At 71.7% G+C, this 26,716-nt stretch carries 22 protein-coding genes; 19 read left to right on the top strand and 3 right to left on the bottom strand.

Annotated elements, in window-relative coordinates:
- Nucleotides 1-130 precede the first annotated feature (130 nt).
- On the bottom strand, nt 131-271 hold the full coding sequence (locus ACFW3L_RS25095; protein ID WP_378747157.1) for a hypothetical protein: 141 nt from the start codon (nt 269-271) through the stop codon (nt 131-133).
- Nucleotides 272-848: 577 nt separating this feature from the next.
- On the opposite strand from ACFW3L_RS25095, the gene ACFW3L_RS25090 reads away from it, so the two are divergent.
- Both ACFW3L_RS25090 and ACFW3L_RS25085 read left to right on the top strand, forming a co-directional pair.
- Nucleotides 849-2,900 carry a SpoIIE family protein phosphatase gene (locus ACFW3L_RS25090; RefSeq protein ID WP_378747156.1) on the top strand — a complete coding sequence of 684 codons (2,052 nt, stop codon included), beginning with the start codon at nt 849-851 and terminating at the stop codon, nt 2,898-2,900.
- Between the two features lie 57 nt (nt 2,901-2,957).
- Nucleotides 2,958-4,295 carry a replication-associated recombination protein A gene (locus ACFW3L_RS25085; protein WP_378747155.1) on the top strand — a complete coding sequence of 446 codons (1,338 nt, stop codon included), beginning with the start codon at nt 2,958-2,960 and terminating at the stop codon, nt 4,293-4,295.
- Nucleotides 4,296-4,366: 71 nt separating this feature from the next.
- On the opposite strand, the gene ACFW3L_RS25080 is transcribed toward ACFW3L_RS25085, so the two are convergent.
- Nucleotides 4,367-5,929 (bottom strand): serine/threonine-protein kinase, encoded by a 1,563-nt coding sequence (locus tag ACFW3L_RS25080; RefSeq protein WP_378747154.1) that lies wholly within the window; start codon nt 5,927-5,929, stop codon nt 4,367-4,369.
- Between the two features lie 407 nt (nt 5,930-6,336).
- Here ACFW3L_RS25080 and ACFW3L_RS25075 point away from each other — a divergent pair, with 407 nt between their 5' ends.
- The 5 genes from ACFW3L_RS25075 (at nt 6,337) to alaS (ending at nt 11,442) form a co-directional block, all read left to right on the top strand.
- Nucleotides 6,337-6,729, top strand: coding sequence for a DUF948 domain-containing protein (locus tag ACFW3L_RS25075; protein ID WP_378747153.1), 393 nt, complete (start codon nt 6,337-6,339; stop codon nt 6,727-6,729).
- A complete protein-coding gene (locus tag ACFW3L_RS25070; RefSeq protein ID WP_378747150.1) occupies nt 6,726-7,004 on the top strand; it encodes a hypothetical protein in 279 nt (92 codons plus the stop codon). The genes ACFW3L_RS25075 and ACFW3L_RS25070 overlap by 4 nt, the downstream gene beginning before the upstream one ends.
- A 147-nt stretch (nt 7,005-7,151) precedes the next feature.
- A complete protein-coding gene (locus ACFW3L_RS25065; RefSeq protein WP_378747149.1) occupies nt 7,152-7,709 on the top strand; it encodes a hypothetical protein in 558 nt (185 codons plus the stop codon).
- Between the two features lie 99 nt (nt 7,710-7,808).
- The gene (locus ACFW3L_RS25060; protein ID WP_378747148.1) at nt 7,809-8,447 is read left to right on the top strand and encodes a hypothetical protein; all 639 of its coding nucleotides are present in this window, start codon (nt 7,809-7,811) and stop codon (nt 8,445-8,447) included.
- Between the two features lie 328 nt (nt 8,448-8,775).
- Nucleotides 8,776-11,442, top strand: a complete 2,667-nt coding sequence (alaS, locus tag ACFW3L_RS25055; protein ID WP_378747147.1) for an alanine--tRNA ligase — start codon at nt 8,776-8,778, stop codon at nt 11,440-11,442.
- 384 nt (nt 11,443-11,826) lie between these two features.
- On the opposite strand, the gene ACFW3L_RS25050 is transcribed toward alaS, so the two are convergent.
- On the bottom strand, nt 11,827-11,979 hold the full coding sequence (locus tag ACFW3L_RS25050; RefSeq protein WP_378747145.1) for a hypothetical protein: 153 nt from the start codon (nt 11,977-11,979) through the stop codon (nt 11,827-11,829).
- Here ACFW3L_RS25050 and ruvX point away from each other — a divergent pair.
- The 12 genes from ruvX to ACFW3L_RS24990 all read left to right on the top strand — a co-directional run bounded on the left by ruvX (nt 11,971) and on the right by ACFW3L_RS24990 (nt 26,582).
- Nucleotides 11,971-12,459 (top strand): Holliday junction resolvase RuvX, encoded by a 489-nt coding sequence (gene ruvX / locus ACFW3L_RS25045; RefSeq protein ID WP_378747144.1) that lies wholly within the window; start codon nt 11,971-11,973, stop codon nt 12,457-12,459. The two genes, ACFW3L_RS25050 and ruvX, sit on opposite strands and share 9 nt — an antisense overlap.
- The gene (mltG, locus tag ACFW3L_RS25040; protein ID WP_378747143.1) at nt 12,456-14,840 is read left to right on the top strand and encodes an endolytic transglycosylase MltG; all 2,385 of its coding nucleotides are present in this window, start codon (nt 12,456-12,458) and stop codon (nt 14,838-14,840) included. The genes ruvX and mltG overlap by 4 nt, the downstream gene beginning before the upstream one ends.
- The gene (locus ACFW3L_RS25035) at nt 14,837-15,676 is read left to right on the top strand and encodes a shikimate dehydrogenase (RefSeq protein ID WP_378747141.1); all 840 of its coding nucleotides are present in this window, start codon (nt 14,837-14,839) and stop codon (nt 15,674-15,676) included. Before mltG ends, ACFW3L_RS25035 begins: the two co-directional genes overlap by 4 nt.
- Nucleotides 15,677-15,966: 290 nt before the next feature.
- Nucleotides 15,967-16,644, top strand: a complete 678-nt coding sequence (infC, locus tag ACFW3L_RS25030) for a translation initiation factor IF-3 (RefSeq protein WP_378747163.1) — start codon at nt 15,967-15,969, stop codon at nt 16,642-16,644.
- 185 nt (nt 16,645-16,829) lie between these two features.
- Entirely contained in the window at nt 16,830-17,024 is a 195-nt protein-coding gene (rpmI, locus tag ACFW3L_RS25025; RefSeq protein WP_017583949.1) for a 50S ribosomal protein L35, read from the top strand.
- Nucleotides 17,025-17,187: 163 nt separating this feature from the next.
- Nucleotides 17,188-17,559, top strand: coding sequence for a 50S ribosomal protein L20 (gene rplT, locus ACFW3L_RS25020; protein ID WP_357766205.1), 372 nt, complete (start codon nt 17,188-17,190; stop codon nt 17,557-17,559).
- A 30-nt stretch (nt 17,560-17,589) separates the two neighbouring features.
- Nucleotides 17,590-18,438, top strand: coding sequence for a TrmH family RNA methyltransferase (locus ACFW3L_RS25015; RefSeq protein WP_378747134.1), 849 nt, complete (start codon nt 17,590-17,592; stop codon nt 18,436-18,438).
- Between the two features lie 664 nt (nt 18,439-19,102).
- Nucleotides 19,103-20,341, top strand: a complete 1,239-nt coding sequence (locus tag ACFW3L_RS25010; protein ID WP_378747129.1) for an ATP-binding protein — start codon at nt 19,103-19,105, stop codon at nt 20,339-20,341.
- Nucleotides 20,342-20,524: 183 nt separating this feature from the next.
- Nucleotides 20,525-21,643, top strand: coding sequence for a phenylalanine--tRNA ligase subunit alpha (gene pheS / locus ACFW3L_RS25005; protein WP_378747128.1), 1,119 nt, complete (start codon nt 20,525-20,527; stop codon nt 21,641-21,643).
- On the top strand, nt 21,643-24,132 hold the full coding sequence (gene pheT / locus ACFW3L_RS25000) for a phenylalanine--tRNA ligase subunit beta (protein WP_378747127.1): 2,490 nt from the start codon (nt 21,643-21,645) through the stop codon (nt 24,130-24,132). The genes pheS and pheT overlap by 1 nt, the downstream gene beginning before the upstream one ends.
- 502 nt (nt 24,133-24,634) lie before the next feature.
- Nucleotides 24,635-25,861 (top strand): aspartate aminotransferase family protein, encoded by a 1,227-nt coding sequence (locus tag ACFW3L_RS24995; protein WP_378747162.1) that lies wholly within the window; start codon nt 24,635-24,637, stop codon nt 25,859-25,861.
- Nucleotides 25,862-26,186: 325 nt separating this feature from the next.
- Nucleotides 26,187-26,582 (top strand): MarR family winged helix-turn-helix transcriptional regulator, encoded by a 396-nt coding sequence (locus ACFW3L_RS24990; protein WP_378747161.1) that lies wholly within the window; start codon nt 26,187-26,189, stop codon nt 26,580-26,582.
- Nucleotides 26,583-26,716 lie beyond the last annotated feature (134 nt).

Below are 26,716 nucleotides of genomic sequence, written 5' to 3'. Positions count from 1 at the left end.
GTGGGGTTGGTGGGGGGGGGGGGGGGGGGGGGGGGGGGGGGGGGGCGCCCCCGGGGGGGGGGGGGGGGGGGGGGGGGGGGGGGGGGGGGGGGGGGGGCCGGGGCCCCCCCCCCCCCCCCCGGCCGTGGGGTCAGGGTTTGGTGGCGCCGCAGCGCTGACAGCAGATGTCCTCGTCCTCCGGGTTGCTGTGGGTGCAGAGCCGACAGGTCCAGTCGCAGGTGGCGCCGCGGAGGGGAGCTCCGGCCAGGGCACGGACGCGTTCAGGATGCATGGTGAGTCCTCGGGGTGGGGGACGAGTTCTCGACTGAACTGTTCGGTGCCCGGAATGACCTCGCTTTGAACGTGCCACATTCGGCCAGAAAGTGAAAATAGGTGATTAACAGGTCAAAAACCCCGTCCGTAATCCGGAAGAAGGCGACACGCGGATGCGGTCGGGCCCGTCATCCCCTACCGTTGGGGGCGAATCACCCTCCCACGCCAAGGAACGCACGTGTCCGGGAGTGAACACGGAGCGTCGACGAGGCCCGTCCCACGAGGGGCGCCGTGGGAGCGGAGTGCAATTCTGCGCCGCCGAGTCACACGCGCGTAACGATTCACGCCCTGGGGTCGGTTGGGTACGGCCCCCCGGAGTGGAACCGGCCGTGACCCCAGCACGTTGATGGACCATGAGGGTCCGTGTTCGACGAGGTGACGCAGCCGACGGGAGACGGGCGCCGGTGATCCGGCCTCGGTTCCCCGCCCGGACCGTTCCCGTTCCGGACACTACAATGAGCCGAATCGGTACGTTCCAGGGGTGACCGCGCCTGACGCGGGTGTGACGTCCGAGCCGACATGAGGATGAGTCATACGTGAACGGAAAACGCGCTTCAGGCGGTGGCTCCGAGGACGCTCTCGCGGAGGCGTTCCGGCATGCGCCCGAGCCCATGGCGGTCACGGGGACCGACGGCGCGATCCAGCACGCCAACCACGCGCTCACCGAGCTCTTCGGCAGGGAGGCCGACGAACTCACCGGGCGCCCCTGGTTCGAGCTCCTGGACTCCGCTGACGTCGAACACGGCACCCGTGCCCACGGCGACGCCCTGTCCGGGAACTGGCACCGCCGCTCCCGGCTGCGTCTCGCCGTCACCGACAAGTCCTCCCGGCTGGCCGAGGTCCGGCTCCGGCCCGTCGACGGCGACGGCGCCGTGCCCGACGACGCCTCGGCACCGGCCGTGGTCGTCCTCCTCCACGTGCTCTCCACCGAGGAGACCGACCTGCGTGTGGTCGGTGACCTGCGCACCGACAACTCCGACTCGGTCCTGTGGAGCCTGGACCTGAGCAACGGCCGCCTGCGGGAGCTCTTCGGCCCCACCCCGCTGGGCGGGCTCCTGGCCGGGAACGACCGCGACCTGGAGCGCATCCTCGAACGCATCCACCCCGACGACAACGCCCGCGTGCGCGACGCCATGGCGGCGTCGTTCACCGGCCGTGACTACGAGCAGCGCTTCCGGATCTTCGACCGCCTCGGGGACGAACGCTCCCTGCACGTGCGCGCCCGGTTCGTGCCCGGCCAGCCCGACCGACTCGTCGGGATCATCGACGACGTCACCGAACACGTGCAGCTGGTGCGCCGCCTGGCCGACCGCCGCCGCACCGAGGCCGAACACGGCCGACTGGTCACCGAGCTCTCGTCCAAGCTGGTCTCGGCCACCACCGTCGACAAGGTGATGGACCTGCTCAGCGAGGAGTTCCTGCCGATCTTCGGCGGCGTCTACGCCCTCGCCCTCTACGTCGAGGAGGGCGTCCTGCGCACCTCGCCCAGCGCCCGGGAGCGAGGGAACACCCACCGCATAGACGGTCGCCGGGCGGACGACACCGACTTCCCCATGGGCGCGGTCATCCAGGACCGCCAGCCACGGTTCTTCGAGAGCCGCGCCGAGATCGCCAGCCGCTTCCCGGCAGCCGTCGACCTCATGCGCTCGGCCCGGGGCCAGGCCTGGGCCACCGTCCCCATCTTCGGCGACGGCAAGATCGCCCTCGGCGTGTGGCAGATGGTCTGGGACCGGCCCCACCACGCCAGCCGGGACGAACGCGCCCTCATGCTCACCTTCGCCGGGCTGGCCGGGCAGGCCCTCCAGCGGATCAAGGCCCAGCAGGCCGAGCTGGAACTGGCCGACGCCGTCCAGCGCCGCATGCTCCCCCGCCAGGTGGCGAGCTTCCCGGACATGGACATCGCCACCAAGTACCTGCCCTCCCGCGCCGAGTGGCGGATCTGCGGCGACTTCTACGACGTCATCGAGCTCCCCGACAACAAGGTGGGCCTCCTGGTCGGGGACGTGCAGGGGCACGGCGTGGAGGCGGCCGCCGCCATGGGCCAGATCCGGGTCGCCTTCCGCGCCTACGCCAGCAACCAGTCCGACCCGGGCGTCGTACTGGGAGAGACCAACCGGCTGCTCACCGAGACCGGCGAGATCGTCTTCGCCACCTGCGGCTACCTCGTGGTGGACCGGGCCAGCGGAGTCATGCAGGCCGCCTGGGCGGGCCAGCCCCCCGCCGTGCTCGCCACCCAGGGCGCCTACGAACTGTGGTCACCCGAGACCGGTCCGCCCCTGGGCGTGCTCGCCGACACCGAGTACACCGTCACCACCCGGGTCCTGGCCCCGGGGACCACGCTGCTACTCTGTTCCGACGGGCTCGTGGAGAGCTCCGACGTCACCATGCAGGACGGTCTCGCGCAGGTGGGGGAGGCGCTCGCCCAGCACGGCGAGGACCCCAACGCCGCCGCGCAGGTCCTGGCGGAGATGGCGCCCGCGGGCCGGGGCGACGACATCGCCCTCCTCATCACCCGGATGATCCCGCGCGCCACGCCCCCGCCCGAACAGGCCGAGAGCCCCGAGAACATCTCCGTCCACCAGGGCTGAGCCCGGACCGCCCTCCGGCCGACCACGGTCGTCCCCGGTCTCGCCTACCCTGGGTGCGTGTCCGAAACACTGTTCGACGATGCCGGGGCCGAGGCCGCGAAGGGGCAGGAGCCGCTGGCCGTCCGTATGCGGCCGCGCACCCTCGACGAGGTCGTGGGCCAGCGCCACCTCCTGGGCGAGGGCAGTCCGCTGCGCCGCCTGGTCGAGGACGACGCGCCCATGTCCGTGTTCCTGTGGGGGCCGCCGGGAACGGGCAAGACCACCCTCGCCACCGTGGTCAGCCGGGTCACCCGACGCCGGTTCGTGGAGCTCTCGGCGGTCAACGCCGGGGTGAAGGACGTGCGCGCGGTCGTGGAGGAGGCCAAGCGGCGGATGGGGATGAACGGCACCCGCACGCTGCTCTTCGTGGACGAGGTGCACCGCTTCAACAAGACCCAGCAGGACGCCCTGCTGCCCGCCGTGGAGAACCGCTGGGTCAGCTTCATCGGAGCGACCACCGAGAACCCCTTCTTCTCCGTGGTCAGCCCGCTGCTGTCCCGCTCCCTGCTGCTGTCACTGGAGTCGCTGGACGACGCCGACGTCAGCGCCCTGGTGGACCGGGCGCTGACCGACGAGCGCGGCCTGGACGGCCGGTACACCCTCACCGAGGAGGGCGCCGAGCACCTCGTCCGGCTGGCCGGGGGAGACGGCCGTCGCTCCCTCACCTACCTGGAGGCGGGCGCCCTCGTCTCCGGGCCGCCCTCCGCCGACGGGCCGGTGGAGATCACCGCGGAGCACGTCGAACGCGCCGTGGACCGCCACGCCGTGCGCTACGACCGCTCCGGCGACCAGCACTACGACGTCATCAGTGCCTTCATCAAGAGCATGCGCGGCTCCGACCCGGACGCCGCCCTGCACTACCTGGCCCGCATGATCGAGGCGGGGGAGGACCCCCGCTTCATCGCCCGGCGCCTGGTCGTGCACGCCAGCGAGGACGTCGGCATGGCCGATCCCACCGCCCTCCAGACCGCCGTCGCGGCGGCCCAGGCGGTGGAACTCATCGGGATGCCCGAGGCCCGGATCAACCTCGCCCAGGCGGTCATCCACATCAGCCTGGCCCCCAAGTCCAACGCGGTGATCACCGCCATCGACGAGGCCGTGTCCGACGTGCGCGCGGGCCGGGCCGGGGCCGTCCCGGCCCACCTTCGCGACGCCCACTACAAGGGCGCCGCCGACCTCGGGCACGGCAGGGGCTACCGCTACGCGCACGACCACCCCGGCGGCGTGGCCCCGCAGCAGCACGCCCCCGAGGGGCTCACCGAGCGCGAGTACTACCGGCCCACCCAGCACGGAGCCGAGCGCCGCTTCACGGAGATCCTCCAGAGGATCAGGAGCGTCCTCAAGAGCGAGGGGTAGACCGGCGACGGCCCCGGCGCGCCGCGCCGGGGCCGTCCACGAACGGCGGCGGAACCACCCTCCGCCCGGAGTCAGTCGGAGAACAGCTCGACGACCTCCACCACCTCACGGGGCCCGTCACCCTCCTGGTCCTCGCCGAAGGTGATCTCCACGATCATCACCGGACCCCAGGTGAGGTAGTCGACGAAGTCACCGCCGCTCAGGTCCCAGGTGCCGCGCCCCTCCTCGTCCAGGAAGACGTGCTCGGGAGCCGCGCAGAAGCGGGCGCACTTCACCTCGGCGTCGGTGCGGATCACCGCCTCGCCCGGGTCACCGGCCTCCTCCCACTGCTCCGCCCAGGCCTCGTGGGTCGGGATGCCCTGGTCGCGCGGGATCTCGTCGTCCCGGGTCACCGGCGTGTACACCCAGACCCGCTCCCGCACCCCGGGCTCCGGCTCCGCCTGCTCCGAGGGATCGAACCGGACCACCAGGGTCCCCGGGTCCTGCTCCTCGACGGGCTCCTCCTCGGGGGCCTCCGAACTCCCGTCGGCCACGGGACCGGCCTCGGCGCCGTCGCCGAGCGCCTGGGAGAGGCCCCAGACGCCGCCTCCCACCAGCAGGGCGGCCACCGACACCGAACCCGCCAGGAAGAGGGTGCGGGTCGGACGCCGGTCTCCCATCCGCCCCTCCAAGCGGATCACCTCCGGCACCCGGGCGGGCGGCTCCACCGCGTGCCACTCGCGTTCGAGCACGCGGCTGATCTCCTCGCGCCCCCCGGCGGGGGAGCCGTCCTCCCCGGAACCCTCCGCCCGCCACACCGCGAAGACCGAGCCGGTCACCTCGCGCAGGCTGGGCCGCCGGTCCGGGTCGGGGTCCAGGGCGCGCCCCACGACCGGACGCAGTCCCTGGGGCAACCCGTCCAGGCCGAAGTCCCCGGAGGCCACCCGATCGGCGATCTCCTCGGGTTCGCCCGGACCGAAGGGCAGGCGCCCGGTCCCCGCGAACGCCACGACGGCGCCCCACGCGAACACGTCCGCGGCGGGCGACGGAGCCCCGCCCCGGTAGCGCTCGGGGCTCAGCCAGGTGGCCCCCGAGCCGCGCAGCCGCTCCGCTCGCGGAGCGATCGCGCACTCCATGATGTGCGGGCCGTTCGACTCCAGCAGGATCTCGCTGGGGCGCAGCGATCCGTGCGACACCCCGCGTGCGTGCAGGGCCGACAGCCCGTCCGCGAGCGCGGTGGCGAGGGCGATCAGCTTCCCGACCCCGATCCCGCCCCGCTTGGTCACGTAGTGGGACAGCCGCTGCCCGGCCAGGTAGGGCATGGACAGCCACGGGGGGTTGGCGTCCGCGTCGAACGCCAGGGGTACGACCACCCGGTCGGAGTCGACCCGCGACAGGTGACGCAGCCTCCGAGCGAGCGCGGGGTGGACGTCGGGTGACTCCAGTTCGGGGGACCGGAGCAGCTTCACGGCGACCAGACGGTCGCCAGCGGTGGCGGAGGCGGTGTCCACCGCGGCGTACACGGTGCCGGTGGATCCCTGCCCCAGTCGTCCGAGGACGAGGTAGGGGCCGATCCGCGACGGGTCGTCCGGGTAGAGGGGGGCCAGGTCCGGGGGTACCAGTACGGAGATCTCACGCGGAGAACGGGGGCTCATGGGTGTCCTGTCGGTGCTTCTGGGCCAGCGGGCGGCTGCGGGTGTGCCCTGGTGTCCGGACATCGTAGTGAAGAACCGCCCCCGCCGAGATTCTCGTCCGGGCCCGCCGGTCCGTCGATACCCCGGGCCCCGCGGACGGGGACGAAACGGACCCGTCGGACACGTGACGGTCACCACCGTCTGCCACACCGTGGCGCGCCCACGCGCCCCGACACCGGACGCGATAGGGTCAGCCGAAACCCGCCGCCCGGCCCTCAACGGCAGCGGCGGCGGACGCGGATCGGGAGCCCCGACCCGGCGCGATCGCTGGCCCCCGAACCCGCCCACGGTGCCCGCCGCGCGCCCGAGCGCGCGGGGACCGTCCGCACGTCCTCGAAGCAACCCTCTATCTGCCCTACGGAGCCTTCATGCTGACCGGAGGAGAGGTCGCCGCGCTCGTCGCAGCGGTGGTCTGGGCGGTGCTGGCCACGTTCATGTGCGTGGCGCTCGTCAAACTGATCAAGCTCATCAACGAGACCACCAAGGTCGTCTCCGAAGTGGGGGACCGGACCCCGCCGCTGCTGGACGACATGGCCTCCACGGTGGAGCGCACCAACACGTCACTGGAGCGGGTGGAGGAGATCACCGCCAACGTCCAGGCCTCCTCGGAGGACGTGTCCACCATGACCGCGCTCACCCGGTCGGTGTTCACCGGCCCGCTGGTACGGATCGCCTCGTTCTCCTACGCCGTCCGCCAGGTCCTGGGCCGTCGCAAGGCCCTGGCCGTGGTGCGCGGGCGCAAGAGGAAGGAGAACCGGTGATCGGCCGACTGGTCTACCTCGCCGCCGGTGCCGCGATCGGCGGCTACGTGGTGCACCGGGTGAACCGGGCCCGGCGGTCGCTGACGCCCGGAGGGATCGCCGACCGCGTCGAGGGGCGGGTCAGTGAGTACCGGGGCGCCCTCCAGGAGCTCAACGAGGACCTCGCGGAGGCGGTCCGGGAGGAGGAGGCGGAGCTGCTGCGCCGGTACGCACCCGAGCCCCGGGCGCTCCGCTCCGCCGACGCCGCGCCCCCGGGGCGGGCCGAGCGCGGGTAGCAACCGGTCGCGACGGGAACAACCTGGGACAACGAGGGAACCGGACGGGGCCCGAACGGGTCAGATATGTGACCCGAAATCGCGAACCGCCAGCCCCTGACGCGCGTCTGTAGGGTTGACGAACCAGTGCAACACGGAGGAAGCGCCATGTACCCGCCACAACCGCCCCAGGGCCCCGTCCCCGGGGGTCACGACCCCTACAACCAGGGGCAGTACGGATACCCCGGCGTTCCGCAGGCCCCGGACAAGATGCCCGGCACCGCGATCACGGTGCGCGTGCTCATGTTCATCGGCGGTGTGTTCGGCCTGCTCATGGGTGGTCTCGTCCTCCTGATCGGCCTCGCGGCCGGTGGTGACGGCGAGTTCGCCCAGGGCTTCACCGAGGGCATGCAGGGGTCGGGCGTCCACGTCGACCCGGCCGAGGTCGTCGTCGTCATGGCGATCATCGGTGGCGTCATGCTCGTGTACGGCATCGTCTCCACCGCGCTCGCCTCGTTCATGGGCCGGCGCAGCGGTGGCATCCTCTGGTCGATCGTCGTCTTCCAGAGCCTGGCCGCGCTCCTGCTGGTCGTGAACCTGTTCACCGGCGCCATCGGAGCGATCATCCCGCTGCTCTTCGCGGTCGGCATGATTGTCCTGATGGTGGTTCCGGCGACCCGCGCGTACTACACGCCCGCGTCCGCCGGTCCCCGCGCGGGCTACTGAGATCCGGGACGGTCCCGACCGTCCCGGCCCCCGTCGTTCCCCCGGGTCTGTCTCTGTAGAGCCTTCCCGCCGTCCCCACACTTCTCAGAGAGGACCAAGGTGTATCCCTCACCTCCCTCCGGCCCCAACCAGCCCTATGGTCAGGGTCAGCCCCCGCAGCACCAGCAGCAGGGCGGCTACGGCTACCCGCAACAGCCGATGCCGCACGGCCCCGGCCCCGGCCACCCCTACGGCGGCGCCCCCGGTGCTCCGGTCCCGCCCCCGCACTTCCGCGGCGCCCCCGGCGTCCCCGACGCCATGCCGGGCCAGGCCACCACGGTCCGGGTGCTGATGTTCATCGGCGGTCCGGTCGGCATCCTCTTCGGCCTGCTGCTCGGCGCGCTGGTCCTGTTCGGGGTGGGCCTGGGCGCCGCCGCCGGAAGCTCGCCCGAGGTGGACAGCGCCGAGATGGCCGGCATGATCGGTGTTTTCGGAGCACTCGGCGCCGTCGTCGCCCTGATCCCCCTCGTCTACGGCATCGTCTCGACGACGCTGGCCGCCAAGATGGGCAAGCGCTCGAAGGGCGTCTACTGGGGTGTGGTCGTCTTCAACATCGTCGCCGCGCTCGTCCTGGTGCTCAACGTGGTCGCCTCGATCGTGATGGAGGAGTCTCCCTCCTCGCTGATCCCGCTGGCGTTCCACGCCACGATGACCGGGCTCATGTTCGCCCCGCGGGTGCGTCAGTTCTACGGCGCCTAGACGCGCACGTCACGGCCGGTCGATCCGGCGGAGACCGGAGCGACCGGTGAGGGGCCCGGCGGGAGACCGCCGGGCCCCTCGGCGTTCGCGCACCCGCCCCCGGAGCCCGTACGGGGATGCGTCGGTGGCCAGCGGCGATAGCCTTGGAATGGCCGGACCGACGCCGTTGTCCTCAACGGTGCGGGTCCTCGGCGGCCACTGCAAACCATGCGCGCGGGCGTGGCGGTCCCCTCTACGATGGGCCCCTACCGACCACGCGTGACCACGGTCCCGCCCAGGGACAACCCCGCCGCCACCTCGCGGCGGAGCCAAGCACAGGAGGGCATCAATGGAGACGGCAGAGATCGCGCGCCGCTTCCTCAGTTTCTTCGAGAAGAACGGACACACCGTGGTGCCCTCGGCAAGCCTGATCGCCGAGGACCCGACGCTGCTGCTGGTGCCAGCGGGCATGGTCCCCTTCAAGCCCTACTTCCTGGGTCAGCGCACTCCCTCCTTCAGCACCGCCACCAGCGTCCAGAAGTGCATCCGCACCAAGGACATCGAGGAGGTCGGCAAGACCTCCCGGCACGCCACCTTCTTCCAGATGCTGGGCAACTTCTCCTTCGGCGACTACTTCAAGGAGCGAGCGATCCCGCTGGCGTGGGAGCTCGTCACCACCCCGGTGTCCGAGGGCGGCTTCGGGATCGACCCCGACAGACTGTGGGTGACCGTCTACCTCGACGACGACGAGGCCGCGTCGATCTGGCGTGACAAGGTCGGGGTCCGGCCCGAGCGCATCCAGCGCATGGGCAAGGAGGAGAACTACTGGGACATGGGCGTGCCCGGTCCCTGCGGCCCCTGCTCCGAGATCTTCTACGACCGCGGCCCCGAGTACGGCATCGAGGGCGGTCCCGAGGCGGACGAGAACCGCTACATCGAGATCTGGAACCTCGTCTTCATGCAGTACGAGCGGGGAGAGGGCTCCGGCAAGGAGTACCCGATCCTCGGTGAGCTGCCGAAGAAGAACATCGACACCGGCCTGGGCCTGGAGCGCCTCGCGGCGGTTCTCCAGGGCGTCGACAACATCTACGAGACCGACATCATCGGCCGCGTGCTGCACCGCGCCGCCGAGCTGACCGGCACCTCCTACGGTGACGACCACGACCAGGACGTCATGCTCCGCGTGGTCGCGGACCACGTGCGCAGCGCCGTCATGCTCGTCGGGGACGGCGTGAAGCCCGGCAACGAGAAGGCCGGGTACGTCCTGCGCCGCATCCTGCGCCGCTCGATCCGCAACCTCCGCCTGCTCTCGGGCACCGAGTCCTTCTTCCTCCACGAGCTGACCGACGTCAGCATCGACGCGATGAAGGACATCTACCCGGACCTGCTCGACAAGGCCGACGTCATCCACGGCGTGATCGACAACGAGGAGCGCAACTTCGCGGACACCCTCCGCGCGGGCACCACGCTCTTCGGCCGCGCCGCCGAGCGCACCCGCGCCGCGGGCGGGACCGTGTTCTCGGGCGTGGACGCCTTCCAGCTCCACGACACCTACGGCTTCCCCATCGACCTCACCCTGGAGATGGCGGCCGAGCAGGGCCTGAGCGTGGACGAGGGATCGTTCCGCGAGCTCATGCAGCGGCAGAAGGACACCGCCAAGGCCGACGCCAAGGCGAAGAAGCTCGGCAACGCCGACATCTCCCTCTACGCCCAGATGCACGAGAACGCGGGGAACACCGAGTTCCTCGGCTACACGGAGTCCGAGAGCGACTCCCGCGTCCGGGGCATCGTGGTGGACGGCGCCGGGGTCCCGGCCGCCCGCGCGGGCGACAAGGTCGAGATCGTCCTGGACCGCACCCCGTTCTACGGTGAGAGCGGCGGCCAGCTCGCGGACACCGGGACCCTGACCGTCGACGGGCGCGGCGTCGTGGACGTCGAGGACGTCCAGAAGCCGCTCCCCGGTCTGTTCGTGCACCGGGGCACCGTGCGCTCGGGAGAGGTCGTCCTGGACGACACCGTGCACGCCGCGATCGACACCGGCCGCCGCCACGCCATCGAACGGTCCCACTCGGCCACCCACCTGATCCACTCCGCGCTGCGCAACGCGATCGGCCCCTCCGCCGGACAGGCCGGTTCGGAGAACCGTCCCGGCCAGCTGCGGTTCGACTTCACCGCCGACAACGCGCTGGGCGGGGAGCGCCTGGCCGAGGTCGAGGAGGAGGTCAACACCGTCCTCGCCGGGGACATCGCGGTCCGGACCGAGGAGAAGAGCCTGGACGAGGCACTCAAGATGGGCGCCCTGGCCATGTTCGGCGAGAAGTACGGCGACCGCGTGCGGGTCGTGGAGATGAGCGACTACTCCGTCGAGCTCTGCGGCGGCACGCACGTGGGCTCCACCGCCAGGCTCGGCATCGTCAAGCTGCTGGGGGAGTCCTCCATCGGCTCGGGCGTGCGCCGCGTCGAGGCGGCCGTGGGCGTGGACGCGTTCAAGCGCCTGTCCAAGGAGTCGGCGCTGGTCGGGCAGCTCTCCGAGCAGCTCAAGACCCCGCGTGAGGAACTGCCCGAGCGGATCGACACGATGGTCTCGCGGCTGCGCGCCGCCGAGAAGGAGATCGAGAAGCTCCGCGCGGCCCAGGTGCTCCAGGCGGCGGGCGACCTCGCGGCGGGCGCCCGCCGCCACGGCTCCGCCCGTGTCGTGGCCGCCGAGGCTCCCGAGGGCGCCAGCGGTGACGACCTGCGCAAGCTGGTCCTGGACGTGCGCGGACGCCTCGGTGAGGACGAGCCCGTGGTCGTGGCCATGACCGCCGTGCCGAAGGACCGTCCCGTGGTCGTGATCGCCGCGAACAAGGCCGCCCAGAAGGCCGGGATCAAGGCGGGCGATCTCGTGGGCGTCGCGGCCCGCGCTCTCGGCGGCGGTGGCGGCGGCAAGCCCGACATCGCCCAGGGCGGCGGCACCGACGCGAGCAAGGTGGACGAGGCCCTGCGCGCCGTGGAGGCGCGTGTCGCGGGCGCCTAGACGCCCGGGCGACCGGCCGGTCCGGCCGCGCCCCGTGGACCTTCGGGTCACACGGGGCGCGGCCCGCGTCCCGCCACACCGGAACGGCCAATGCCCCCGTGTCGCCGCTCATGTCCGTACAGTTTCCCCATGTGACCAAGCTGACGGTTCTCCCGGCACCGGGGCCCGCTCCGACTCACGCCACGGCCGGAGGGCCGGGCGTCCCGGGCCCGTACCAGGCACGTGACCACCGTGACCTACACTCGGACGGTACGTGTGCTCCCCGGTCCCCGTCGCCACGGCAGACCCGAGGCCTGAGGCCCGTCCCCGCGCGACCGGGAGCGTTCCATGCGTGAGGCTGCGCACCGTCATCGAATCGGGCATACTGTGGCGCGTCACAGCCGATCACATGGCTGTCTGCGCGGAGATTCCCGCGATCCAGCTGATGAACAGGACCACCGTGTTGAGGATTTCCCAGCAGCGGTGCTGTGCCGTCGACGGCACGGCCGCCCGCGCGAGCAGCGCCCCCAGGCAGGAGGAGGCGTCCTCGTGAGACACGGTGTGCGCCTGGCCATCGACCCGGGCAACGCGCGTATCGGAGTCGCCGCCAGCGACCCGAGCGGCGTACTGGCCAGTCCGGTCGAGACCATCCCGCGAGGCAGGGGCGACGTCCAGCGCATCGCCCTCCTCGTCCTGGAGAAGGAGGCCCGCGAGGTCGTCGTGGGCTACCCTGCTTCACTGTCCGGCCAGGAGGGACCGGCGGCCCGGTCCGCGCGCGAGTTCGCGAACACCCTGGCCCGACTCCTCGACCCCGTCCCCGTCCGGCTCGTGGACGAACGACTCACCACGGTGACCGCCCAGGGACAGCTGCTCTCCGGTGCCTCCTTCGGAAAGAAGGGCGCGAAGGGTGGCCGGGCCCGCCGCTCGGTCATCGACCAGGCGGCCGCCACCGTGCTCTTGCAGAGCGCCTTGGACCAGGAACGGTCGACAGGCCATCCCCCGGGCGAGACCGTCCGTGCAAGCCAGGGAGATTCATGACCGACAGGGATGACCACCCCGATCCCTACCGTGGCCGTGCCGACCGTGAGGGCGGCTACGACTACGACCCGCTGTCCGACCCGCTGCCCGCGCAGCCGCCGTCACGCGGCCGACGCGCGCGTCCCGAGCCCCGGTCCAACCCCTGGCCCGAGGAGCCCGGGACGGGTGGGTTCGGACACACGGGACCCCCCACCGGTGACGTCCGCGCCCCCCGGTACGCGTCCCCCGCACCGGGTGAGTCCGACCCGGGCCGGACCGGACCCGCCCCGGGCCGCCGTCGCAGGGCCGAACCCCCTGCGGACGAGACGCCGTGGAACGGCGACCCCCAGACGGCCCAGCCCCGACGCTTCGGCGCGGCCGACGCCCTGCGCGGCGGCCGGGCCGCACGCGGCGGACAGACCTCCCAGCGACCCGCCCAGGGTTCCCCCTCGGACACCGGTAGCCACCAGCGCCCCAGTCCCGACGCGACCCAGGACGCCCTGGCGGCCCTGGCCAACCTGGGCGGTGCCCAGAACCCGGCACGCGGAACCGGGGCCCCCCAGCCCCCCGCCGAGCCCCCCGCCGAGCCCCCCGCACAGGAACAACCTCCCCGCAGGGCCCGTCGCGCCCGCGCCGAGGAGCCCGCCGAGCCGCGCTCCGTCTTCTGGGGCGACGACGCCGACGAACCCGCCCCCGGCTTCCTCACCGATCCTCCCGAGGAGGAGCCCCAGGGACGCCGGGCCCGTCGCAGGCGTGCCCAGGAGCCCCAGCCGAAGCCGGTGCGCGACACGGGCGCCTTCCGTGCGCTCGAGCCCGAGGACGAGGAGCCGACCGGCCGCCGCGGTCGCCGTCGTGCCCGCCGCGCGGCCGAGGAGAACCCCGAGGACACCGGTCCGTTCCGGGCCCGTGAACCCGAACCCGAACCCGAGCCCGAGGAGCCGACCGGCCGTCGCGGCCGTCGGCGCGCCCGCCGTGGGGCCGATCCGGAGCCGGAGGAGTCCGGCGCCTTCGCCGCCGCTCCGGTCACCGACACCGGCGCCTTCGCCGAGCTGTCCCATCTGGACGAGGACGAGGAACACCTCACGGACACCGGCTCCTTCCTCGCGCAGGAGCCCGAGGACGAGGAGCCCATGGGGCGTCGTGGGCGCCGTCGCGCCAAGCGGGGCCGTCGCGCCGAGCCCGAACCCGTGGTGGAGGAGGAACCCGAGGAGGACCTCTACGAAGAGGACAGCCTCGAGGACATCGCGGCCTCCTACGGGGACAGCCGTGCCACCCGGAAGCGCGCCAAGCGCGCCAAGGCCGCGCAGGCCGCCCGCCTCAACAAGGGCAAGCCGAAGAAGCGTAAGAAGAGCAAGGGCATGACGGTCCTGCTCGTGCTGGTCCTGCTGCTCGTGGTCGCGGGCGGTGGCTTCGCGGTCGCCCGCACCTACGTCTTCCCGCCGGACTTCGACGGTGAAGGAGAGGGCGAGGTCGTCTTCGCCATCGAGAACGGTCAGAGCGGCACCGCCGTCGCCCAGAGCCTGGTGGACCAGGGTGTGGTCGCCAGCGTGCGGTCCTTCACCAACGCCCTCAGGTCGAGTGGCGGAGAGGGCCTGGTGCCCGGAACCTACTCCCTGGCCGAGGGGATGAGCGGGGAGAGCGCCGTGGCGGCTCTGCTCGACCCGGAGAACCGGCTCGGGGGGCGGGTCACCATCCGCGAGGGGCTCCGCTCCGACCAGATGCTCCAGCTCCTGGCCGACAACACCGGTCTGGGCCTGGAGGAACTCCAGGCGGCGTACGAGCAGACCGACGACCTCAACCTGCCCGACTACGCGACGGAGGGTCCGGCTGGCTACCTGTTCCCGTCCACCTACCGCTTCGAGCCCGACACCGAGGCCCTGTCGATGCTGCGGACCATGGTCACCCAGCACAAGCAGGTCGCTGAGCAGGTGAACCTGGAGTCCCGGGGATCCGACCTCGGGTACGACCCCAACGAGATCATGGCGATCGCCTCCATCGTGCAGGCCGAGAGCGGCCGGGCCGAGGACATGCCGAAGATCTCCCGCGTGGTGCACAACCGCCTGGACATCGACATGCCGCTCCAGATGGACAGCACCTGCTTCTACGCCATCGGCGAGTACGGCATCGCGCTCAACAACGACCAGCTGGCCCAGTGCCGGGAGGACACCAGTGGGTTCGACACCTACCACAGCCCCGGGCTGATCCCCGGCCCGTTCGTCGCTCCGGGTCAGGACGCCATCGAGGCGGCCCTGGACCCGGCCGACGGCGAGTGGCTGTACTTCGTGGCCACCGACCCGGACAACGGCGTCACCGAGTTCGCGGAGACCCACGAGGAGTTCGAGGTCCTCAAGGAACGCTTCCAGGAGACGTGGGGCGGCGGATCGAGCGAGGGCGGGGAATGACGCGCGCCGCCGTCCTCGGCTCGCCGGTGGCCCACTCGCTCTCCCCGGTCCTGCACACGGCCGCGTACGCGGCACTCGGTCTGGAGGACTGGTCGTACGGGATCGTCGAGTGCGACGAGGCGGGGCTGGGGCCCTTCCTCGCCGGGCTGGACCCCGAGGAGTGGGCCGGGCTCTCCCTGACCATGCCGCTCAAGCGCCGGGCCATGGAGCTGGCCGACGAGGTCACCGACCTGGCCACGGCGGTCGGCGGCGCCAACACCCTCGTCCGTCGGGACCGGGGGTGGTCGGCCCTGAACACGGACGTGGAGGGGATCGCCACCGCCCTGACCGAGGCGGGTGTGCCGACCCCGGCCAGTACGGTCGTCCTGGGCGCCGGTGCCACCGCGGCCTCCGCGCTGGCGGCGCTGCGGGAGCTGGGCGCGACCGGACCGGTCACCGTCCTGGCCCGGGACACCGCGCGTACCGGCGAGGTCACGGAGGCGGCCGAGCGCCTGGGCCGTCCCGTCCGGGTGGCCCCGCTCGCGGAGATCGACCGCCACCTGGACACCGACCTCGTGGTCTCCACGCTGCCCTCGGGGGCGGCGGACGAGTACGCCAAGCGGATCGCGGACTCCCGGGCGGACCTGTTCGACGTGATCTACGCCCCGTGGCCGACCCCCGCCGCCACGGCGGTGGCGGCCCGTGACGGACGGGTGGTCGGCGGTTTCCCGATGCTCCTGCACCAGGCCGTCGCCCAGGTCCGCCTCATGACGGGGGTGGACGACGTCCCCGTGGACGCCATGCGGGCAGCGGGGGAGGCCGAGCTGGTCCGGCGCTCCGCCCAGCCCGGGGTCTGACCACCGGACACGGTGGTCGCGGGTCCTGCTATATTGGGTGTCATCGACTTGGTCCGGTGTGCCAGACACGCCGGAACCGCAAGCGGAGATGATCCTCCCACCTACCGGGCCGCGCCCGTGTGGGTCCCGGTCAGACGATGGGCTCAGCGCCCCGAACGCGTCGGACTCCCGTGTACGGGTTCCGGCGCCCCGGTGCGCGGTCCCCTCGTCAACGTCCGGTCGGATCGCCCCGCTTGCACACGCTGGCGGGGTTTTTCGTTTTTGGTGAGACCCCAACGCGGGCGGGTGGCCTGAACAAGCACGGGCGACCCGGTCGAACAGGCCGACCACCGAGTGGTGGACGGCCGGTCCCAGGTAATCCGAGAAAGCTAGGGAGGGGTCTCATCAGCACAGAGCCCCGCATCAATGACCGTATCCGGGTGCCCGAGGTCCGACTCGTCGGACCCAACGGTGAGCAGGTCGGAATCGTCTCCGTGCAGGACGCGCTGCGTCTGGCCCAGGAGTCGGACCTCGACCTCGTCGAGGTCGCGCCGACCGCGCGCCCGCCGGTCGCGAAGCTGATGGACTACGGCAAGTTCAAGTACGAGTCCGCGGTCAAGGCCCGTGAGTCGCGCAAGAACCAGTCGAACACGATCATCAAGGAGATCAAGCTCCGCCCGAAGATCGATCCGCACGACTACGAGACCAAGAAGGGTCACGTCGTTCGGTTCCTCAAGAGCGGGGACAAGGTCAAGGTGACGATCATGTTCCGTGGCCGTGAGCAGTCCAGGCCCGAGCTCGGGCGCAGGCTGCTGGCGCGTCTTGCCGAGGACGTCCAGGACCTTGGAACGGTCGAGTCCCAGCCCAAGCAGGACGGCCGCAACATGGTCATGGTGATCGGTCCGCACAAGCGGCGTTCCGAGCACAAGGCCGAGGCCCGCGCCGCGGCGGGGGACAAGACCCGCCGCGACGAGCGCGACCAGGCGTAGGGCGCCAGGGGAAGTCCCCCACCGCCCGGACGCCGTGAAGGCGACGACCGGGTGGTGGGGTGGGCTGCGCCCGACCAGTCCGTGATGCACCGGTGTGCGACGGGATCCCGCCGTAGTGGCGGAACAATCGCGGTGCCCGCATCCTGTGCGGGGGCCGCGCCGACGGAGTAGGAGACGACGGCGACATGCCGAAGAACAAGTCCCACAGCGGAGCCAAGGACCGTTTCAAGGTCACCGGCTCCGGCAAGATCATGCGCCGCCGTGCCAACAAGAACCACATCCTTGAGCACAAGACCTCCAAGCGCAAGCGCAAGCTGGGCACGGAGGCCGAGCTCGCTCCGGCCGACACCAAGAACATCAAGAAGCTCCTGGGCATGTAGCACCGGAGCACCCGTCCTCCTTGGCGAGCCCGTGCGCCCGACCCCGTCGGCGCGCTGAGGCGCCCGGAGGACACCCACCTGAAGCGAACACGGTCGCTGGGTGCGTCCTGGCCGGACCGGTCGGCGCGCCGTGCGCGCCGGAAGAACCAATGAGGGAGTCACTGTGGCACGCGTGAAGCGGGCTCTCAACGCCAAGAAGAAGCGCAAGGTCGTTCTCGACCGGGCCAGTGGTTACCGCGGGCAGCGCTCGCGTCTGTACCGCAAGGCCAAGGAGCAGATGCTCCACTCGATGACCTACTCCTACCGGGACCGCAAGGACCGCAAGGGGCAGTTCCGTCGTCTGTGGATCCAGCGCATCAACGCCGCCTCCCGCGCTCACGGCCTGACCTACAACCGTCTCATCCAGGGGCTGAAGCTGGCTGAGATCGAGGTCGACCGTCGCATGCTGGCCGAGCTGGCCGTCAACGACGAGGCCGCCTTCGCCGTTCTCGTGGAGAAGGCCAAGCAGGCCCTCCCCGCCACCGCCGCGGCCTAGCGGGCAGTTGGAAGAAGCAGACGGGTAGCGATGGCGAGCCACGAGTTCACGAGTGTCCGGTCACCCAGGATCAAGGGGGTTCGGCGGCTCGCCAAGCGCACCTTCCGTCAGCGTGAGCGGCGCTTCCTCGCGGAGGGGCCGCAGGCGGTACGGGAGGCCCTGGCCGCCGTCAACGGCGGCGTCGGGCGGTCCCCCTACAACGGGACCGCCCACGGCGTCGTCGAGGTCTACGCCACGGCGGAGGCCATGCAGCGCCACATCGACCTGATGGACGCCGCCCACACCGCGGGCGTGCCCACCCACCGGGTCAGTCTCGACGTGATGTCCGAACTGGCGCAGACCATCACCCCGCAGGGGGTCATCGCGGTCTGCGAGTTCGTCGACGTCCCCCTGGAGAGCGTGTCCGACGTGCGTCTCGCCGTCGTCCTCTCCCACGTGCGCGACCCCGGCAACGCCGGTACGGTCCTGCGCACCGCCGACGCGGCCGGAGCCGACGTCGTCATCTTCACCGACGCCTCGGTGGACCCCTACAACGGCAAGTGCGTGCGCGCCTCCGCCGGAAGCCTGTTCCACCTGCCCGTGGTGGTGGGGGTGCCGGTGGCCCGGGCCGTGGACTTCCTGCACGGCGCCGGAGCGAAGGCATGGGCCGCGGACGGCAGCGGCGACCGCGATCTGCACCAGCTGGCCGACGACGGCGACCTGGACGGCCCGGTCGGCTGGGTCTTCGGCAACGAGGCCTGGGGCCTGCCCGAGGAGATCGTCCAGCAGACGGACGGCGCGGTCAGCGTCCCGATCTACGGCGCCGCCGAGAGCCTGAACCTGGCCACGGCGGCCGCGGTCTGCCTGTACACGACCGCCCGTCAGCAGCGCCGCGCCTGAGCGCGGCCGAACCGGGCCGGCGTCGCCGGTGTCCGGTCTACGGCGGGCCCGAAAGGCTGGATCCGGCCAGCGTCGCGGCGGGCCCTTCGTGGTTGGCCGCGCCGTGCCGACGCCGCTCCGTGGAAGCCCCCTGACCGCGCTTCGGCGTGGCGGAACCAGGCCGAATAGTCACTCCCAGTCACGGTCGGGCGGCTGACCCGGCGTGCCGTGCCGGTCGTCCCACACGCTCGGTAACAGGTTGCCTCAACCACCCGAAATGCACGTGCACGGGGTTCGAGTGTCGATAGGGTCGGGCCAGTACGACGGTGGTTCATGCGCATCCCGCTTGTCCACCCCCGGCCGACCCGTGTCAGGGGTCGGACAGTGCGCGTGTTCGCGGTGGCACGGCGGGCTTGGCGACAGGGTGTGAGCACACGAAGCTCGAACGTGTCGGCGGGGGCCCGGGGTCGGCGGGCGGCCGACCGCCTCCGGACGGCGGCGCCGAGCCGACGGCGTCTCCCGGTCTCCGGGGGCGGCCGTATCCCGGGTCGCCAGGCGTACCAGGTGGGAGTGCAGGGTAGATCTGCGGTGGTGTCCGGGGAGTTCAGGGACGGACACGACCGGTCAGCGATCCCGACCCAGGAGTCCTGTGGTCGCGGACCTTCGGAGGGGAGCGGGGAGAGGCGTGGGCACCGGCCGACACGTGGGCCAACCGGCGGAGGACTCTGACGGAGCGGCGGCGCGACCCTCACAGGACCCCGTCCCAGGGCACGGACACACCACCGACGTCCCCACCGACCGGGAGGGCGTCCCCGACGCGGACACCCGTACCGGGCGGCGGCGTACGCCCGCGCCCGCGCTGTGGGACGTCGACACCGCCTCGGCGGGCTCCGACGGTCCGCCCCTGCACGCCGACGACCTCCCCGACGGGGTGGTCGTGGCCGACGCGAGCGGCAGGATCGTCCTCTTCAACTCCCTCGCGGCGCAGTTGACCGGTGTCCCCGCCACGTCCGCGATCGGCCGGGACTTCCGCGCCGCCCTCCCGCTGAACGGGCTCGACGGCAACAACTGGTGGGAGTCCAGCGACCCCTACGGCGGCGACCGCGAACGCACCCGCCAGCCCGAACGCATGCTCTGCCTGCCCGACGAACGTGAGATCCTCGTCTCCGCCCGCTACGTGCGGGCCCGCCCCGGCGGCGACCTCGTCCGCCTGGTCCTCACCCTCAGGGACGCCTCCGCGCGGGTGGAACGCTCCCGCGCCGACCTCGTCTCCGAGGTCGCGCACGAGCTGCGCTCCCCGCTCACCAGCGTGAAGGGCTTCACCTCCACGCTGCTCAACAAGTGGGAACGGCTCACCGACAAGCAGAAGCTGTTCATGCTGGAGACCGTCAACGCCGACGCGGACCGCGTCACCCGGCTCATCCACGACCTCCTCGACGTCTCCCGGATCGAGTCCGGACGCCTGGAGGTGCGCCGCCAGGTCGTCGACCTGCCGACGGCCGTGCGCCGCCTCGTCGCCAGCCGTGTCGCCTCCGGCTACGCCGAGGAGCGTTTCCGGGTCGAGACGCGCGGTGAACTCCCGCAGATGTGGCTGGACGCCGACAAGGTGGAGCAGATCCTGTCCAACCTCGTGGAAAACGGGGTGCGGCACGGCGCTGGTACTGTCAGTGTCGTGATCGAGCCGTGTGAAGGAGGAGCAGCGGTGTCGGTGCGCGACGAAGGCCAGGGCATAGCACCCGAGACCGTTCCGCGCGTCTTTCGTCAGTTCTGGCGCGGGAAGCGCCGTGGCGGAACCGGCCTCGGACTGTTCATCGTCAAGGGCCTCGTCGAGGCCCACGGCGGCACGATCACCGTCGGACGCGCCCCCAACGGCGGCGCCGAGTTCCGATTTACCGTGCCCGCCGGGACGCCCGAGTTCGTCTGAGCCCTCAGACCCTTCGGCCCCCCGGTGGGCGCACGCGGCATGTCCCGGACCCCGCGACGGACCTTCCCGGGCTGCCCGAAACCGCCTGTGCTTTTCCTGTCGGCTTCGTCCGCCCCGCGCGGACCGTGACTGCCGCGCCGGTCCCCGCTCCGTGGGGGGCCGGTGACGGCGAGGCAACCAACCATGTCTGCACCGAACAATTCCTTCGACCCGGTCGAGGTGACCTCCCTGCACCCCGACGAGGTCGCCCGCATGCGTGAGGAGGCGCTGGCCGCCATCGAGGCCGCCGCCGACCTCGCGGAACTCAAGGAGGTCCGGCTCGCGCACGCCTCGGACCGCTCCCCGCTGGCCCTGGCCAACCGGGAGATCGGCGCGCTGCCCCCGGCCGCCAAGGCCGACGCGGGCAAGCGTGTCGGCGGCGCCCGACGCGACGTCGGGCAGGCCCTCAAGGCCCGCCAGGCGGTGCTGGAGACCGAGCGCGACGAGCGCGTCCTCGTGGAGGAACGCGTCGACGTCACCCTGCCGTGGGACCGTGCGCCCCGGGGCGCACGCCACCCGTTGACCACGGTCGCGGAGCGCATGACCGACGTGTTCGTCGGGATGGGCTTCGAGGTCGCCGAGGGTCCGGAGATCGAGGCGGAGTGGTTCAACTTCGACGCCCTCAACTTCCAGCCCGACCACCCGGCCCGCAGCATGCAGGACACCTTCTTCGTCGAGGGCCCCGACGGCGGCGAGTCCGGCCTGGTCATGCGCACGCACACCTCCCCGGTCCAGATCCGCGCGCTGCTCTCGCGCGAACTGCCGGTGTACGTGGTCGCGCCCGGCAAGACCTTCCGTACGGACGAGCTGGACGCCACGCACAGCCCGGTCTTCCACCAGTTGGAGGGCCTCGTGGTCGACAGGGGTATCACCCTGGCGCACCTGCGCGGCGCCATCGACGCCTTCGTCGAGTCCGTCTTCGGTGAGGGCCTGCGGACCCGCTTCCGCGCCTCCTACTTCCCGTTCACCGAGCCCTCCGCCGAGGTGGACATCGAGTGCTTCGTCTGCCGGGGCGCCTCCGTGGGCGACCCCGACCGGCCCTGCCGTACCTGCTCCAGCGAGGGCTGGATCGAGATCGGCGGCTGCGGCGTGGTGAACCCGCGCGTGCTCACCGCCGCCGGGGTGGACCCGGAGGTCTACAGCGGCTGGGCCTTCGGCCTGGGAATCGAACGGACACTGATGTTCGCGCACGGTGTGCGCGACATGCACGACATGGTCGAGGGCGACATCCGCTTCACCTCGGCCTTCGGGAGTGAGAACTGATGCGCGTCCCCCTGACCTGGCTGCGTGAGTACGTCGAGCTTCCGGCCGACGTCTCCGCCCGTGACCTCGCCTCCCGGCTGACCCTGGCCGGGCTGGAGGTCGAGACCGTCGACGAGCTCGGCACCGACCTGACCGGGCCCGTCGTCTTCGGCCGCGTGCTGGAGATCGAGGAGCTCACCGGCTTCAAGAAGCCCATCCGCCACTGCAGGGTGGACGTGGGCGCGGCCAACGGCACCGGTGAACCGCAGGAGATCGTCTGCGGCGCCCGCAACTTCGTCGAGGGCGACCTCGTCGTCGTCTCCCTGCCCGGCGCCGAACTGCCCGGGGGCTTCCGGATCGGCGCCCGCAAGACCTACGGGCGGATGTCGGCGGGCATGATCTGCTCCGCCACCGAACTCGGCCTGTGGGAGGACCACGACGGCATCGTCGTGCTCCCCGAGGGCTTCGCCGAGACCGGTGCGGACGCCATCGCCACCCTCGGCCTGCGCGAGGACGTCCTCGACATCGCCGTCACCCCCGACCGCGGGTACGCGCTGTCCCTGCGCGGCGTGGCGCGCGACGTCGCCGCCCTGTACGGGGTCGCGCTGCACGACCCCGCCGACGTCACCGTGGCCGATGCCACCGGGCCCGGCCACCCGGGTGCGATCGAGGACCCCGCGCGCTGCGACCGCCTCGTGCTGCGCGGCGCCACCGGCTTCGACCCGGAGGCGCCCACACCGCTGTGGATGAAGCGCCGCCTGCACCAGTGCGGGATCCGCCCCGTCTCCCTGGCCGTGGACGTCACCAACTACGTGATGCTCGAACTCGGTCAGCCGCTGCACGCCTGGGACCGCGACCGCGTCGACGGCGCGATCCGGGTCCGCCAGGCCGTGGCGGGGGAGAAGCTGGAGACCCTGGACCACGTCCAGCGCTCCCTGGACACCGACGACATCGTCGTCGCGGACGACTCCGGTGCCCAGGCCATCGCCGGTGTGATGGGCGGCCTCGACACCGAGATCGGCCTGGTCTCCACCAGCGTCCTGATCGAGGCCGCGCACTTCGACGCCATGAGCGTCGCGCGTGCCTCCCGTCGGCACCAGCTGTCCTCGGAGGCCTCCCGGCGCTTCGAGCGCGGCATCGACGCCGCCGCACAACTCGCCGCCGCCACCCGCGCCGTGGAGCTGCTGGCCGAACTCGGCGGCGCCACCGTCGAGACCGCCTACACGGTCGTCGACGAGTCCACTCCGCGCGAGCCCATCGTCATCCGGGCCTCCCACGCGGCGAGCGTGGCGGGGGTCGACTACCCCGAGGGCACCAGCGAGCGGTGGCTGCGCGCCGTCGGCTGCGCCGTCGAGACGGACGGGGACCTGCTCCGGGTCACCCCGCCCACCTGGCGGCCCGACGTCACCGACCCCAACGACCTCGCTGAGGAGATCATCCGCTTCGAGGGGTACGAGAACATCCCCTCGATCCGGCCCAGCGGTTCCGGACGGGGCCTGACCTCCGGTCAGCGCCTGCGCCGCGCGGTCGGCCGTGTCCTGGCCGACACCGGATTCAACGAGGTGCTGTCCTACCCGTTCACCGCCGAGCGGGACCTCGACGGTCTCCAGCTGGCCGCCGACGACCCGCGCCGGGCCAGCCTGCGCCTGGCCAACCCGCTCAGCGAGGAGGAGCCGCTGCTGCGGACCACCCTCCTGCCCGGGCTGTTCAAGGCCCTCGCCCGCAACGTGGGCCGTGGGCTCACCGACGTCGCCCTGTTCGAGACGGGCCTGGTGTACCTGCCTGTTCCCGGTGCCACCCGCGCCCCGATCCTGCCGGTGGACCGCGGCCCCGGCGCGGAGGAGCTCGCGCTCATCGACGCGGCCCTGCCCGAGCAGCCGCGCCGCGTGGGCGTGGTCGTGACCGGCGCCGCCGAGCGTGCGGGCTGGTGGGGCGAGGGGCGCGCGGCCACCTGGGCCGACGCGGTCCAGGCCGCCCGGGACGTCGCCCGGGTCGCCGGGGTGGACCTGGAGGTCGAGGCGGACACCCGTGCTCCGTGGCACCCCGGTCGCTGCGCCGCACTGTACGTGGGGGTGCAGGGCGAGCGCGTGCTCGTCGGCCACGCCGGCGAACTGCACCCGAGGGTCGTCAAGGCGTTCGGACTGCCGGAGCGCACCGCCGCGGCGGAGATCGACCTCGACGCTGTCGAGCGGGCCCGCTCCGACGCGCCCGCGCCGACGGTGTCGACCTACCCGGTGGCCACCCAGGACGTGGCCCTGGTCGTCGACGCCTCGGTGCCGGTCGGCCGGATCAGTGAGGCGCTGGCCGAGGGGGCCGGCCCCCTCCTGGAGAGTGTGCGGCTGTTCGACGTCTACACCGGCGAGCAGGTCGGTGAGGGGCGTAAGTCCGTGGCCTTCGCGCTGCGGTTCCGGGCCGAGGACCGGACGCTGACGGCCGAGGAGGCGGGCGCCGCGCGCGACGCCGCCGTCGCCCTGGCCACCGAGCGGACCGGCGCGGTCCTGCGCGGCTGATCCCGGTCGGCACCCGCCCCTCCGGGGAGAGGGGCGCCGACACGGCGGGCGGGGCGGGTTCTCCCTTGTGAGGGGGACGCGCCCCGCCCTTCGGCGTTCTCGCTGTGAGAGGCAGTCGGACCCCGCTCAGACGGAATGCGAGAAGACCCCCCTCGGTTGTGAAACATGCAGAGTGAGAGTTCGGATTTCAAGAAAATTGGAGGGGTGTCTTTCCAGCGTAGTAAGGGTTTTAGTGCGAGGCGGCGGGGGTAGCCGGAATGAAGTTTGGGTTTCGGGGCATGAAAGCTCGTTTTGGCTCTTGCTGTGGAGCGGCTTGAGAACTTAGCCTGCGAGTACCTGCCACGACCTGGGCGCCCAGGGAGGGGTCAGATCCGTTTTCCGCTGCGCGTTCTCGCGCATGTCACGGCTCGGAGGTCGCCATATGACCGAAACGGTTGTCTCGTCCGCGCTCGCTCCCAAGGAACACCGGGAGCCCAGCCGCCTCTGGCACACCTTCTGTGATATGAACACCGTGGCCAAGGGCCCGGAGTTCGTCGTGGCCCGCGCCGAGGGCGTGTGGCTCTGGGACCAGTTCGGTGACCGGTACCTGGACGGTACCGCCAGCCTCTGGTACTCCAACGTCGGGCACGGTCGCGCGGAGATCGCGGACGCGGTCCACCGACAGATGAGCTCCCTGGACGCCTACACCGTCTACGGGGACTTCGCCAACGTACCCGCGATGGAGCTGAGCGAGCGACTCGCCGCCCACGCCCCGGTCGACGACCCGCGCGTCATCCTCACCTGCGGGGGAGGGGAGTCGATCGACACCGCCGCCAAGCTGGCGCGGGCCTACTGGGTCACGCAGGGCCAGCCGGAGCGGCAGCACCTGATCAGCCGGACCGGGGGGTACCACGGCCTCAACGGGTTCGGTACGAGCATGATCGGGATGGAACGCTTCCGTTCCGGCTACGGGAAGCTCATCGAGGACACCTCGGTGGTCCCGCACGACTCCGCCGCGGCCCTGGAGGCCGAGATCCTGCGGGTCGGGGCCGACCGCGTCGCCGCCTTCTTCGCGGAGCCGGTGATCGGCGCGGGCGGTGTCTTCCTGCCGCCGGAGCACTACTTCGCGGACGTGGCGCGGATCTGTCAGAAGTACGGTGTCCTCTTCGTCGTGGACAGCGTGATCTGCGGCTTCGCCCGTCTGGGGAACTGGTTCGGGATCGAGCGGTTCGGGGTCAGCCCGGACATGATCGTCTTCGCCAAGGGCGTCTCCAGCGGGTACCTGCCGCTGGGCGGGGTCGTGGTCAACGGTCGTGTGGCCGACCCCTTCTGGAACCAGGAGGGCAACCCGTTCCTGCACGGCACCACCTACGCGGGCCACCCGTCCGCGTGCGCCGCGGCCATGGCCAACCTGGACATCCTGGAGCGCGAGGACCTGTTCACGGTCTCCCGCGAGGTGGAGACCCACCTGGACTCCGCGCTGCGCGGGCTGGCCGACCACCCGCTGGTGGCCGAGGTCCGTTCCGGGGTCGGGGTGATGGGCGCGGTGGAACTCACGGAGGAGGCGCTGACCGAGCGTGGGATCACCACGGCGGAGGTCTTCTCGGAGGCCCGCGCGCGCGGCGTCATCGTCCGTCCGATTCCGAAGGCACTGCTGGTCTCGCCGCCCCTGATCATCACCTGGGAGCAGGTCGAGCACCTGACGTCCACCCTGTACGGGGCCCTGGACGCCGTCATGGACCGACACTGACGAGGGGGAGCCCGGGGTCTCCGGGCTCCCCGTGAAAGGACCCCACGGCAGGACGCGTAGAGCCCACCGGTGCACGGCGCCGGTGGGTTGATTATTTTCCTAGGAAACCTCTGTCGAGTACTGGTATCGTACGGTAATATTTACTGGGAAGATACTTCTTCGGGGTGCGTAGGGTCGACGTCCCCGGTCACACGGCAGGGGGCAGACCATGACGGCACAGGGAGACGCCACGGCGGAGCGGGACGGCGGGGAGGTCGCCGAACCGCTGGAGGCCGGTCCCAGCGGCGACGATCTGATCACGGCCTGGGGGCTGGTGCACGAGGCGATGAGCACGATCCAGCCGCGCCTGCTGCACGGGATCACCCCGGACGGCAGGGACATGGCGGGTCCGTGGTTCGAGGTCCTCATCCGCCTCCAGCGCACCCCCGGTCACCAGCTGCCGATGAGTCGTCTGGCGCGCGAGGTCAGCCTCAGCACGGGCGGGTTCACCAAGCTGGCGGACCGCCTGGAGAAGGAGGGCTACCTGGAACGACACAACTGCGCCAGTGACCGGCGCGTCGTCTACGCCACCCTCACCGAGAAGGGTCTGGAGTTCATCGTCGCGACGCGCGTGCGGCACGTCGAGCGTCTCCGGGAGCACGTGCTCGCGCCGCTGGGGGAGGCGGGGGTTAGACAACTCGCCGCCATCGCGCGTACGCTCCGTGACAGCGCTCGCGACTGAGGCGAACCCCGAACGGCGACTCTACGTAGTCGAATCCCCACTCTCGCGGGGTGTCGATCCACGTGAATGTGCCGAAAACATCCCATGCGCCTTCGTTCCCATGTAGGTTGGCCAGAGTTCGGGGGCCCATGCGG

It is taken from the genome of Nocardiopsis sp. NPDC058789 (genome assembly GCF_042745575.1).
In the GTDB taxonomy this organism is placed as follows: domain Bacteria; phylum Actinomycetota; class Actinomycetes; order Streptosporangiales; family Streptosporangiaceae; genus Nocardiopsis; species Nocardiopsis eucommiae.
The sequence above is the reverse complement of the archived record's forward strand: the minus strand, read 5'-3'. Positions and strand labels throughout refer to the sequence as shown.